This is a genomic window from Enterobacter sp. Sphag1F (genome assembly GCF_014193275.1).
Taxonomy (GTDB): Bacteria; Pseudomonadota; Gammaproteobacteria; order Enterobacterales; family Enterobacteriaceae; genus Pantoea; species Pantoea symbiotica.
The window spans coordinates 17,228-29,855 of the sequence record NZ_JACHZD010000002.1 but is presented as its reverse complement, the minus strand read 5'-3'; the positions used below and the strand labels follow the sequence as shown (position 1 = coordinate 29,855).

The 12,628-nt window shown below is 58.2% G+C and carries 11 protein-coding genes; 4 read left to right on the top strand and 7 right to left on the bottom strand.

The features are described 5' to 3' along the window. Positions 1-12: 12 nt before the first annotated feature. Positions 13-903: a LysR substrate-binding domain-containing protein gene (locus FHW71_RS05585; protein ID WP_179450956.1), complete on the top strand. Its 891-nt coding sequence runs from the start codon at positions 13-15 to the stop codon at positions 901-903. A 545-nt stretch (positions 904-1,448) separates the two neighbouring features. Next, positions 1,449-3,056: an ABC transporter ATP-binding protein gene (locus tag FHW71_RS05580; RefSeq protein ID WP_179450954.1), complete on the top strand. Its 1,608-nt coding sequence runs from the start codon at positions 1,449-1,451 to the stop codon at positions 3,054-3,056. Here the strand turns inward: FHW71_RS05580 and FHW71_RS05575 are convergent. The 7 genes from FHW71_RS05575 to FHW71_RS05545 are packed head-to-tail and all read right to left on the bottom strand — an operon-like array spanning position 3,042 to position 10,494. Beyond that, positions 3,042-3,860 (bottom strand): rhodanese-like domain-containing protein, encoded by an 819-nt coding sequence (locus tag FHW71_RS05575; RefSeq protein WP_179450952.1) that lies wholly within the window; start codon positions 3,858-3,860, stop codon positions 3,042-3,044. The two genes, FHW71_RS05580 and FHW71_RS05575, sit on opposite strands and share 15 nt — an antisense overlap. Beyond that, positions 3,850-4,833 (bottom strand): ornithine cyclodeaminase, encoded by a 984-nt coding sequence (locus tag FHW71_RS05570; RefSeq protein ID WP_179450950.1) that lies wholly within the window; start codon positions 4,831-4,833, stop codon positions 3,850-3,852. Before FHW71_RS05570 ends, FHW71_RS05575 begins: the two co-directional genes overlap by 11 nt. Continuing rightward, the gene (locus FHW71_RS05565) at positions 4,833-5,831 is read right to left on the bottom strand and encodes a D-cysteine desulfhydrase family protein (RefSeq protein ID WP_179450948.1); all 999 of its coding nucleotides are present in this window, start codon (positions 5,829-5,831) and stop codon (positions 4,833-4,835) included. Before FHW71_RS05565 ends, FHW71_RS05570 begins: the two co-directional genes overlap by 1 nt. After that, entirely contained in the window at positions 5,831-7,234 is a 1,404-nt protein-coding gene (locus FHW71_RS05560; protein WP_179450946.1) for a M20/M25/M40 family metallo-hydrolase, read from the bottom strand. Before FHW71_RS05560 ends, FHW71_RS05565 begins: the two co-directional genes overlap by 1 nt. Next, positions 7,231-8,145: an ABC transporter permease gene (locus tag FHW71_RS05555; RefSeq protein WP_154193355.1), complete on the bottom strand. Its 915-nt coding sequence runs from the start codon at positions 8,143-8,145 to the stop codon at positions 7,231-7,233. Before FHW71_RS05555 ends, FHW71_RS05560 begins: the two co-directional genes overlap by 4 nt. 1 nt (position 8,146) lies before the next feature. Further along, complete coding sequence (locus FHW71_RS05550; RefSeq protein ID WP_179450944.1) at positions 8,147-9,007, bottom strand: ABC transporter permease; 861 nt, start codon at positions 9,005-9,007, stop codon at positions 8,147-8,149. Further along, entirely contained in the window at positions 9,004-10,494 is a 1,491-nt protein-coding gene (locus FHW71_RS05545) for an ABC transporter substrate-binding protein (protein ID WP_179450942.1), read from the bottom strand. Before FHW71_RS05545 ends, FHW71_RS05550 begins: the two co-directional genes overlap by 4 nt. 168 nt (positions 10,495-10,662) lie before the next feature. Between FHW71_RS05545 and FHW71_RS05540 the strand changes: the two genes are divergently transcribed. After that, positions 10,663-11,325: an FCD domain-containing protein gene (locus FHW71_RS05540; protein ID WP_179450940.1), complete on the top strand. Its 663-nt coding sequence runs from the start codon at positions 10,663-10,665 to the stop codon at positions 11,323-11,325. 178 nt (positions 11,326-11,503) lie between these two features. Continuing rightward, positions 11,504-12,604, top strand: a complete 1,101-nt coding sequence (locus FHW71_RS05535; RefSeq protein ID WP_179450938.1) for an ABC transporter ATP-binding protein — start codon at positions 11,504-11,506, stop codon at positions 12,602-12,604. Positions 12,605-12,628: the final 24 nt, after the last annotated feature.

Sequence of the window (12,628 nt, the reverse complement as noted above, 5' to 3'; positions counted from 1 at the left end):
AATGAGGCGATTATGGAATTGCGTCATCTGCGCTACTTTTTAACTGTTGCAGAAGAAGGGCATTTTGGCCGCGCGGCGCAACGGCTGAATATTGTGCAACCGGCATTGAGTATGCAGATTAAAGCGCTGGAAGCTGAGCTAGGCGGCCCGCTATTTTTGCGCACCAGTCGTCGCGTCGAACTCACCGAAGCGGGCCTGCTATTGCAAGCCGAGGCGAAACGGACGCTGGAGCAAGCTGAGCACACCCGTCACGTAGTTGAACGTTCAATGCGCGGTGAAATTGGTCGCGTACGCGTTGGCTTCGCTGGCAACGCCGTGTTTAGCGGCAGATTGATGCGCGACATACGCGCCTTTCATCATGCATATCCGCAGGCGGAATTGGTGTGTCAGGAGATGGCACCGCATCTGCAACATGAGGCGATTAACAGCGGCATGCTCGATGTCGGTTATATGCCTGACTATCATCCAGAACCGACCTCTGCGCTGGCGTATGAATTAATTGGCGAATGGCCACGCGTGGTGGTGATGTCCAGCGATCATCCGCTGGCGGCGAAGCCGAGCGTGACCATTGAGATGCTGGCGCATCAGCCACTGATTATGTACGCCACCCATGAAGGTCAGTCACATTTTGACGCCGTTTTACATCACCTGTTGGGTGACAGATTGCATATCGCGTATCGCATCTCCAGCACACTAAGCGTGCTCGCGATGGCCGGTGCCGGGCTTGGCATCGCGCTGGTGCCAGCACCGTTAACACAAGTGGCAATCCCCGGCGTGGTTTATCGAACGCTGGACTTAGCTGAGTTATCGGCGAATTTAATGATGGTCAGTCGTAAGGATGCGTGCAGCGGCGCGGTTTTGGCGTATCTTGCTACCGCGCGGGTAACAGCTTCTGAAGTGTAAATCTTTAAGCCATGCCCGAAGTGCCCCCGTCCAGCTCCGAAACTTCATTACGTGTTGTTAAAAAGGGCTGATTAGCGTCAGGCGCTGGCATGTCTGCTGCGGCAAAAAGGGCTATTCGCAGCGCTGAGGCTTTTGCGTTGGGCCAGGAGCTTCACGCATGGATGCGTGAGGCAGTTCGGGGCCGGCCAGGACGGCCGATCCCCGAACGGTCCGTCGGCACAATGTGAAAGCCGAAGGTACCGCGCCAGCGGCGCGAGGACGGCCCGTGCCGCAGCAGATGTGTCAGTGCCCGCACTAACTTTAAAGCAAAATGCATTTTTATCGACAAGCATTAGGCAATAATTGCCGTCGTTATAAATTAAAAACCACATAACCAACAGGTTTGCCATTTTGCTCATCGACGGCAATTACTGCCGTTAATACGGGATATGTTAAACCCATTCGCCAGACTTATTCCGCAACGCGCAGTGCCATAACCGAACGGTCTTGTTCGTGCTATGTTCAGGATATATCCTGTATTTTTCCTTGTTGAGAATCCCTGCCAGATGACTAATGCGCGCTTGCTCTCGGTTGAAAACCTCTCGCTGCACAATCACGATCAGCGCTTGCTGGTGGATAACGTCTCTTTTGATCTCGATCGCAAGGAAATCCTGGCGTTAGTCGGCGAGTCGGGCTCGGGTAAAACCTTAACGTCGCTGGCGCTGATGAGCTTGCTGCCGCCGGGCGTGCAGCAGAGTGGTGGTCGCGTGGTGTTTAATGGCGAGCCGCTCGATGCGCGTAAGACCCAGCAATTACGCGGCTGCCGCATCGCCACGGTGTTTCAGGAGCCGATGACCAGCATGAATCCCACGCTGCGTATTGGTGAGCAGATTGCCGAAGTGCTGGTACGGCATCGACAGTTCAGCTGGAAACAGGCGCAGCAGGAAGCGATAGCGCTGCTGGAACGCGTTGGCATCGTCAATCCCGCACAGCGTGCGCGGCAGTATATTCATCAGCTGTCGGGCGGCATGCGTCAACGTGTGATGATCGCCAGTGCCATTAGCGGTCAGCCGGAATTATTGATTGCCGATGAACCGACCACCGCGCTGGACGTCACCATTCAGGCGCAGATTCTGGCGCTGCTGCAGGAACTGCAACAAGATATGGGCATGGGGATCTTATTGATCACCCACGATCTCTCGGTGGTGGCGCGCTACGCCGATCGCGTCTGCGTGATGCAGCAAGGGCAACTGGTTGAACAGGGCGCGGTGCTGAGCACGCTCGGCGCGCCAACGCATCCTTACACGCGCAAATTGATTGCCGCTTCAGCGACGCAAATCCCTGAGGCAATTGCGCCGGTTGAGCAGCCGCCGCTGCTGGTGCTGCGTGACATCAGTAAAAGCTATCCGCTGCCGCGCCGCATGCCGCTGTGGCCAGCCAAACGGCAAACCGTTTTGCATCCGGCTAATCTGTCGATTGCGCAAGGCGAAATCGTCGGGCTGATTGGCGAATCCGGCTCCGGCAAAACCACCTTGGGTAGCGCGGCGATTGGCCTGATTACGGCGGATGGCGGCGAGGTGCATTTTCAGGGGCAGCATCTGCAAGGCCGCCAACTGAATACGTTACGCCGTCACGCGCAGATCATCTTACAGGACCCTTACGCCAGTTTGAATCCCAAAATTTCAGTCGGTGAGCAGATCGCCGAACCGCTGCGCGTCTGGCAGCTGCGCAAAGGCGCGGCGGTGGATGAGCGGGTTAAAGAGCTGCTGACGTTGGTGGGATTAAAAGCCGAACATGCCGGACGTCTGCCGGGCGCGTTTTCCGGCGGTCAGCGTCAGCGAATTGCCATTGCGCGCGCGCTGGCGATGGAGCCGAAGTTGCTGGTGGCGGATGAAGCGGTGGCGGCACTGGATTTATCAGTGCGCGGGCAGATTCTGGCGCTGTTTAATGATTTACGCCACAAGCTGGGATTATCGGTGCTGTTTATCAGCCACGATCTCAGCGCGGTGCGTCAGTTGTGCGATCGCGTGGTGGTGATGTATCACGGCAGGATTGTGGAGTCCGGCGCGACCGCCAGCGTGATTAATTATCCGCAGGACAATTACACACGCCAACTGCTCGCCGCTGCGCCGGACGTTCAGCAGGCGCTGGCGCTGCGATCAGCTGCCGTGTAACAGCGGCAGTTCGTGATGTTCGGCCCATTCGTGCCAGGAACCGACATACACCGAAACATGGGGATAGCCCGCCAGCTTCAACGCCGCCAACACCGTGGCGGCGCGGGCACCGCGATGGCAATAAACCTGCAGCTTCGCGTCTTTACTCAATCCTGCCGCCTCGGCGCGTGCGGCAATCTGCTGCGCTGATAAGAAATGGCCGTTGGCAATGACATCCTCCCAAAACAGCAGCTGAGAATGCGGAATGCGTCCGGCGCGCTGGCAGCAGGCATGCGCAAAGCTGCCGTCAAATTCGCTGCGGCGACGAGCATCAACGTTGATCACATTCACTCCATCTGCTGCCAATACCTGTTCCCGGCTGCACACCAATTCGCGGTTCCACGCGGGTGCGTTTGCTGCGGGTGGATGCGCCACCGTGCGGCTTAACCCCAATCCCGGACTGAGTTCATAGCCTGACGCAATCCACGCCTCCACGCCGCCATCCAGAATCAGCGCATCATCACGCTTCAGCAGCCAGGCGAACCAGGCCCCACGCGGCGAACGCATGCCAACCTGCTGTTCGAAAAACACCGGCGTGGCGTTGGGATAGGCGGTAAACATCGGTTGCAGCGCGGTGGCGGCTTCTGCAGCCATCACCGCTAAACCTGCCTCGCTGCAATCCTCAATAAAATAGTCGTAGACGTTACAATGCTGCGCGCCGGGCAAGGTGGCGCGTTGCCAGTCGGCGAACTCGCGCACGTCGATCAGCAGAAACGCTTCGCCTTTTGCCTGGCGCTGATGCAGGGATAGCACATCAATGATCATGCAGAACTCCTGAAAACAGCGACTGCAACGAACCGAGTTCGTCGTGCTCGGCGGCCTGCAACACGCGGGCGGCGAGGGCGATATCAAACACGTTGAGGCCAAACGAGGAAAAATAGACGCTATCTTCAGGCTGTGGACGCCAGTTATCCAGCAGCAGCGCGGCGAGATCGGCCGCCACATCCTGCTCACCAAACTCACCGGCGCGGAACATCTGGAACAGGCTTTTGGCGCTGCGCTGGGCAAAATCGCCCCACGCATCAACCACCACCTTGCTGCTGGCTTTGATGGCGGCAAAACTGACTTCGTGATAGCCGACCTGCACAATGATCCTGCCAGGCTGGACTGCTGTGGCATCAATAATCGGCTGCTCGGCGCTGGTGCAGGTCAGCACCGCGTCATAAGGCTGCGCCAGAGCGAGCTGCAAATCAGTTTCGATCTGCACTTCGCGCAACGCATTGAGTTTAAAAGGCGAGCGATTCCACACGCCAATCTGTTCCAGCTGCGGAAACAACTGCTGCAACATGCGCAGATGCGCCTGAGCATGCAAACCGGCACCAAGCAGCAGCACGCGTTTCACCGGACGCGGCGCGGCCAGCTGTAACGCCAGTGCGCTCACCGCCGCGGTGCGCGCAGCGGTTAATGCGCCGCTGGCCAGCAAACCACGCGGAATACCGCTTTGCGCATCGTTAATCAGGGTTAAGGCTAAGGCGGCGGGCAACGCATCGGGTCGCTGTGGACGATGTGCCGTCCACTTTACGCCCGCAGCGTTGTAGCTGCCGCCCACGCGCGCCGGTAAGGCATAAGCTTTACCAAGCGGCGTACCGAGATCGATGTGATTTTCAGCGGGCATTTGCGCCTCGCCGAGACGCATCAGGCGAATCACCGCTTTGACGTCTTCCAGCGCCAGAGCGACATCGCCGCCGCCTAATTGCGCGACGGTGGCTTCATCCAGTACACGCAATAACGCTTCCATTACTGCTCCAGCAGGCGATCGGCGAAGGGATAGAGCGCCGGAGAACCGCCACAATGCACAAAGGTAACGCGCGATCCTTGCGGAATGTGCCCTTGCTCGACCAACGAGAACAGGCCGTGCATCGCTTTACCGGTGTAAACCGGATCCAGCAGCACGCCTTCCAGCTGGGCGAGTTGATAGATGGCGGCAATGCCGCCGTCCGATGGCACGCCGTACGCCTGACCGACATAACCATCTTCAATCCAGATATCCTCCGGCTGCCACTGCTGCGGCCATTGCAGCAGATCGGCACAATCCTGCGCCATGCCGGCAATGCGTGGCTGGAACCAGTCGGCTTTGGCGCTAACGCTCACGCCAATCACCCTGGTATCGGGCCAATAGCGGCGCGTGCCCACATGCAATCCCGCCAGCGTGCCGCCAGAACCGGTGGGCGCGACGATGAAATCAGGCGCGGGCGTCTGGCTGGGTGCCAGCTGCGCCGCAATCTCTTCCACTGCCCGCACATAACCCAATGCGCCGAGTGGCGTTGCGCCACCCAGCGGAATAATCATTGGGGTTTCACCTTGCGCGACAGCCGCATCAGCGTGCGCCTGCATCGCACCTTCAATCTGCGTGAAATAGCCGTCGGGATCGAGGAACTGCACCTCGGCCCCGAACAGCTTGTCCAGCAGCAGATTACCTTGCCAGCTTGCGGGCGGATTGCCCCGCAACACCAGCACAGGACGCATACCAAACTTGCGTGCCGCAGCGGCCACCATGCGGGCGTGGTTCGACTGATGCCCGCCGGTGGTGATCACCACATTCACGCCTGTTTTGCAGGCCTCCGCCATCAGATACTCCAGCTTACGGACTTTGTTACCGCCGCCGCCGAAGCCACTGTAGTCATCACGTTTGATCGTCAGCGTAATCCCAAGTGCCTCACTGAGCCGCGGCAGCGGCTCGTGAGGCGTGGGGAAGAAGCCGAGCGGAACGCGTTCAAACTCTTCAACTGATTTCATTATGTGTTACCTATATTTTTATGTACTGCGGTGTTTCCCTGGTGTGGCGCGACCCGGCCAATGGCCGAATCATTGAATGCGTTGAGCCATAAGCTCATGGATTGCTGGAAGCGTTCGAGTCCCGCCAGCGTGACAAACTCATTGACGGCATGGGCGTTGCCGCCGTGGCCTAATCCGCCAATCAGAAAGGCGGGAGCGACGGCCGCGAAAGCGTAAGCGGGCGCACAGCCCGGTGCCCACGGCCAGATTTGCGGTGCCGCGCCCAGCGTTTGATAGCTGGCGATCAAAGCATCGACGCCGCTGGCGCTGCGGCTAAAACGCACGCCGGGATAGCGATCAAACAGGTGCAGTTCGCTGCCGGCTAAATCGGGTTGTGCCAGGCGCTGCTGCACGGCTTCAATCATCGCGTCCTGATCGAAACCCGGCGGAATGCGGAACGCCAGTTCCGCGCTGGCACGGAACGGGATGACGCCGCGTCCGCCCGGCGGATCGCTGTGCAGTTCGGCCAGCGTTAAGACCGCGCTGCCGAGCAGCGTTTGCAGGCAGCTTAGCGTGTCGCCTTCAATCATCAGGCGCTGGCTGCGACGGAACTGTAGTTCATCATTGATGCTGAATTCGGCGGCTAAGGTTATCAATAACTGATTTGCCTCATCGTCCGTGGCGTGACACGCCAGCACGCCGCTGTGTGCGGCCGGTGCGATGGCATCTAATGCCTGCACTAAGCGCCACGCCGGATTGGCGATCCAACCGGCATTGCTGGCATGAATCGCGGAGGAAGGTCCGCCCCATGTGCCGCCGCTGACGCTGAGACGTCCGCTGGCCAGTCCGGTAAAGCCGAGATAGACGCGCGGTGCGCCGCCACCGTATTCGCACAGTGAGGGGAACAGCACCGCTTCAGCGGGAGCGATCGGGCAAGGCTGCTGCGCCAGATAACGTCGCAGTGCGCCGCTGCCGATTTCCTCTTCACCTTCGAGCAAGATTTCGATATTGAAATCGAGCAGCTGGCTTTGCTGCAGTTCGCGCAGCAGGATCAGCAGGGCAGCGACCGGGCCTTTGTTGTTCTCTGCGCCGCGTCCGACAAAGACCGCGCCGAGTTCGTCCCAGTGACACACGCCACCGACAAACGGCGGCACATCCCAACCGTCATCATCCGCAGGCATCACGTCATACATGTTGTACAGCACCACGGTTTTGGCGCTGTCGTTATCGATGCGCACATGCACCAGCGGCGGAGAATTGTCGGTTTGCGACGCCACCGGATAAATCACGCTGGCGCCAAGTTGCTCCACCATCCACTGTTCCAGCCAGGCGGCCAACCCGCGCTGCGAGGATAACTGACCGGCCACGCTCGGCCAGCGCGTCAGTTCACTCAGCAGTTCAAGCGTGGCATCAAGGCGACTCATAAACGAATCCTCGGGTTCAGCACCAGATAGAGCAGGTCGATCAGCAAATTGATCGCCACAAACACCACCGCAGCGAGCAACACAATCGCTTGCACCAGCGGGAAGTCGCGGTTTTGAATCGCCTGAATCGCCAGACGACCAATACCTGGCCAGGCAAAAATAATCTCTGTTACCAGGGCGCCGCCGAGCAGCGAGGCGAAATACATGCCTTGTACGGTGATCACCGGAATCAGTGCGTTACGCAAACCATGGCGTACCACAATGCGCCAGGCGCTGAGCCCTTTGGCGCGCGCGGTGCGGATATAATCCTGTTGCAGCACATCCAGCAGGCTGGCACGCGTCAAACGTGCTACGGCGCTCATGTAAAACGCACCAAGGCTGAGTGCGGGCATCACCAGCGCGGCGAAAGTGCCGTAACCGCTGGAAGGCAGCCACTGTAACTTCAGGCTAAACAGCAAAATCAGCAGCAGACCCAGCCAGAACACCGGAATCGCCTGGCCGGAGAAGGCCAGCAGGCGGCACAGCAAATCCCACATGCTGTGCGGTCGCAGGGCGCTGATAATGCCCAGCAGCAGACCGAGCAGCGAACTCCACGCCAGCGCACTCACCGCCAGCAGCGCTGTTGCGGGCAAGCGCTCGGCAATCAGCGCCAGCACCGGCTGGCTGTAGCGCAGCGATTCACCAAAATCGCCGTGCAGCACGCCGCCAAGATAGTGGCTGTATTGCCACAGCAGCGGGCGATCAAAGCCCATGCTGTGACGGAACGTATCAATCTCCTGCTGGCTGGAGCCTGGCGGCATCATCAACGCCGCCGGATCGCCCGTCATGTGCAGGCTGAAGAAAATCAGCAGCGACACGCCAAGCAGCACTAATACCGACTGACCAAGGCGATTGAGCAGAATGTTCAGCATCTTAATCCAGCCTTGTGTGCGTGCGACGTAACAGCGCATCGCCGAGCAGGTTGCAGCCAATCACCAGCGCGGCAATCACCAAGCCGGGATAGAGCACCAGCCATTGCGACAGCAGCATGTAAGAGCGGCCTTCGCCAATTAAGTTGCCCAGCGTCGGCGTGGGCGGCTGAATGCCCATGCCAAGAAATCCCACGGAGGCTTCGAGCACGATTAAGCGTGGGATATCCAGCGTCAGCAGCACCACCAGTGGCGTCAGCAGATTGGGCAGGATATGCCGCAGCAGCACGCGCAGCGGCGAAAAGCCCATGGCGCGCACCGCCTGAATATATTCCAGTTCACGAATTTCTAAGGTTTTGGCGCGCGCCACGCGGGCATAAATCGCCCAGCTGGTGCAGCCCATAATCACAATGATGTTGGTAAGTGAGGCGCCCATTAGCGCAATCACCAGCAGAATCAACAGAATAAACGGCACCGCCAGTTGGATGTCGATCAGGCGCATGATCAGCGCATCAACCCAACCGCCGGCGTAACCGGCAATCATGCCGAGCGCGACGCCAATCACCGCGCCAATCGCCGCCGCGACTAATACCACCAGCAGCGACAAGCGCGTGCCGGAGAGAATGCGCGCCAGCAGATCGCGGCCCAGTTGATCAGTGCCAAGCCAATGCGTGGTTTGCGCACCGGGCGAACCCGGCGGCAGGAACATCTCATTAAGGTTGTTACTTAAGGCATCGGGCAACGGCAGCCACGGGGAGAGCAGCGCCGCAGCAATCACCACGATCAGCAATACGCCGCCGATCACCGCATCGCCGTAAATCAGGCGGCGCGGACGGCGCTGCAGCACGGTGCCCGGTGAAATCATTTCAGCCTCAGATCAAACAGCGGGATGCGGGCATCGACGCGGCCTTTGAAGTTGAGCGAGGTGCTGTGCGCATACAAGGTGTCTTCACGATACAGCGGCAGCAGCGGCTGTTGTTCAGCGACGCGTTGCTGAATCTGCTCTAACACCTTTTTGCGTGCAACGGGATCAACAATCTGGCGACTTTGGTCGAGCAGCTTATCCAGCTCTGCATCATGCACGGTGGAATAGGGCTCGCCGCTGCGCAGAATCGGGAACAGCGCGGCATCGGCATCCAGCGTTTGGGTTGAGCCCCACGCCAGCATATACATCGGAGCCTGTTTCTGTGATGCGACCTGCTGGGTGTAAACCGACCATTCCGGCACTTCCAGCTCGGCTTTCACGCCAATTGCGGCTAAATCCTGCACGATGGCTTGCGCCACATCGGCGCTTGCAATGTAGCGGCGCGGCGCCTGGAAGCGCAGGGTAAAGCCGTTAGCGTAACCGGCTTCCGCCAGCAGCGATTTGGCTTTCGCCACATCCTGCGCGGTACCCGGAACCGCCAGATAACCGAAGTCATTAGCACCGGCCATGGTGCCGGTTGGCGTACCGAAACCGTGCAATAGCTGTTGGGTATAAGCCTGACGATTCAACGCCAGCGAGAGCGCCTGACGTACCCGTACATCACTCAGCGGTTTCTCATCATCTTTAAGGCCGAGGTAAATCGTCAACCCGCCGCCTTTCACCTGTTCCAGCTCGACGTTGGGGCGATTTTTCAACGCGGGGACTAAATCGGCGGGCACGCTTTCAATCAGCTGCACTTCACCGGTCAGCAGCGCGGTAAGGCGCGCGGTCGCTTCGGGAATTGGACGCCAGGTAACGCGATCAATCGCCGGTTTGCCGCGCCAGTAAGTTTCATTGGCGACCATCACCACTTTTTCGTCCGGGATAAAGCTGTCCAGCTTGTAAGCGCCGCTGCCCACTGGCTTGCGCGCAAACTCGCTGGCACCGACTTTCTTCACGTATGCGGGTGGCACAATGTAAGCCGGGTAGCGGCTCATGCGCGTCGGCAGCAGAGGATCCGGGCCGTTGGTGTGGATCTGCACCTGATAATCGTTGATCACCTCCACCGATTTGATGGTGCGGATATAGGAAATCGTCGGCGCGTGATTGGCGGGGTCTAAAATACGATCGATGGAGAATTTCACCGCTTCGGCGTTCACCGGCTCGCCATCGGTAAATTTCACGCCCTGGCGCAGGGTAAATTGCCAGGTGGTTTCGTTAATCGCTTTCCACTCAGTGGCTAAGCCCGGCTGCAATGACATGTCATCAGCGCGGCGCACTAAGGTATCGAAGATGTTATCTACCAGCGTGGCAGATTCTTTAAGAAAGCCGGGATCCATCGCCGTCGCAGACGTGGGTTGGCCAATGGTCAGTTCTGCAGCCTGGACGGCTGGCATTAGAGCAAATAGCAACGCGGTAGTGACAAACTTCACTGCAGGTAGTCTCATAACGTTTTCCAAAAATTGCCAGGGCAAGGTAGTGAAAAGAGTGGCTGCGGCCAGAATCAAGACTGTGCTTATTTGTAATACATGATATATCCTATAATCTGGCCGGTTGGCAATAAAACATTAAAAATAACTTACCATTTGCGGATTTCGGTAAAGGGCTCACAAAAAATGATCGAAATGGATAAAGCGCAGCGCATGAGTTTGACCGCGCAGGTGGAATCGTCACTGCGCAGCGCGCTGATTGTCGGCAAGCTAAAACCTGGCGCACGGCTGGTGACGCGCGATCTGGCGGCTCAACTGGGTACCAGCATCACGCCGGTGCGTGAAGCCTTATTGCGTCTGGTTTCTGCTGGCGCGCTGGATGCCACGCCCGCCGCCGCCTTTTTAGTGCCGGAAATGTCACTGCAACGCTTCGAGGAAATCACGCTAATTCGTAAGCAGCTTGAAGGTTTAGCCGTGAGGACGGCGACGCCCTTTGTGGGAAAAAAACAGCTTTCTGAGCTGAAAAAACTCTGCGTCAGCTTTATGCAGGCCAAGTTAAGCGGTGATGCAGCCTTGGCGCTCGAAGCCAATCGCGCGTTTCGTTTTACGCTGTATGGCTATGCGCAAATGCCTACGCTTGAAGCGCTGATTGAACAGCTTTGGGTGCAGATTGGTCCGTGCTTTAACTATCTCTATCCGCAGCCGGCCGAGGTGGTGAATGGGCATCATAATTATGATCATCTGCTGGAAGCGTTGCAGGCGGGTGATGGCGTTACCAGTGAGAAGATTTTGATGAAAGCGATTGATGATGGGGCTGGGATTCTGAAGCAGCATTATTTTAATCAGTGATTCATTTTAGAAGGTCGTCATAAATGACGACCCTACGAAATACGGGTGGGTTCACGTAGGGTCGCCATTTATGGTGACCGCCGATGCCTCCCTTTAACCGCGCAGTCACCGCAGTGACATAAATCCTTCATTTCCTTCCGCTAGCTTACCGCCATTCTGATTTCTGGATTGCGGATGCATGAGCCACCTTTCGCTTCATCACATCACTAAAGCCTGGGGCGAGAAAATCGCCCTGGACGACATCAGCTTCGACGCGGCAGAAGGCTCGTTTGTCGCGCTGCTCGGTCCATCGGGCTGCGGTAAATCGACGCTGCTACGCACCATTGCCGGGCTGGAAACGGCCGATCGCGGGTCGATCCACTTTAAACACGCCGATATCACTCATCTGCCGCCGTCGCAGCGCAAGCTGTCGATGGTGTTTCAATCCTACGCGCTGTTTCCCCATCTCAACGTGCGTGAAAACCTGCTGTTTGGTTTGAAAGCGCGCGGCGAGGAGAAGCAGTCGTTTGCTGCACGCCTCGATAACGTCAGTAAGCTGATGGAGCTGGATAAGCTGCTGGATCGTCTGCCGTCGCAGCTCTCCGGCGGACAGCAGCAACGCGTGGCGCTGGGCCGTGCGGTGATCGCCAATAATACGCTTTGCCTGATGGATGAGCCGCTGTCGAACCTCGATGCCAAGCTGCGTCAGAGCATGCGCCGTGAAATCCGCGCGCTGCAGAGGAAACTTGGCCTGACCATGCTGTATGTCACGCACGATCAGACCGAAGCGATGAGTATGGCCGACAGCATTATCCTGCTCAACGAGGGCCACATCGAACAGCACGGCACGCCAGACGATCTCTACAACAATCCCGCCAGTGTCTTTGCCGCGCAGTTCATTGGCGCACCGCCGATGAATATCCTGCCGCTGCAGCGCAACGGCGCACATCACACCCTGATGCACCTCACCGCGCCTGTTGTGGAATACCACGAAGCAGCGCTGAGTCTTGGATTGCGTGCCGAAGATATCCAGCTGATCGCCGCAGATCAGGCAGCGCTGACCGCGCGAGTGATCAGTTCCGAATATATGGGGGCGGATACCTTGCTGGTGTGCCAGCTTGCCGGCATCAGCGAGCCGCTGACGGTCAAAGTGCCGGGCATGCAGCGCTTTACCGATGGCAGCGAAGTGGGATTGCAGTGGTCCGCCGCGCGGCAATATCTGTTTCATAGCGAGAGCGGTAAGCGCTGTGCACCAGCTGAACAACACATGTTTGCCTCACAGAAAAAATACGCCGTTTAACCGTTGTCATTTGCCCAAGGGAAA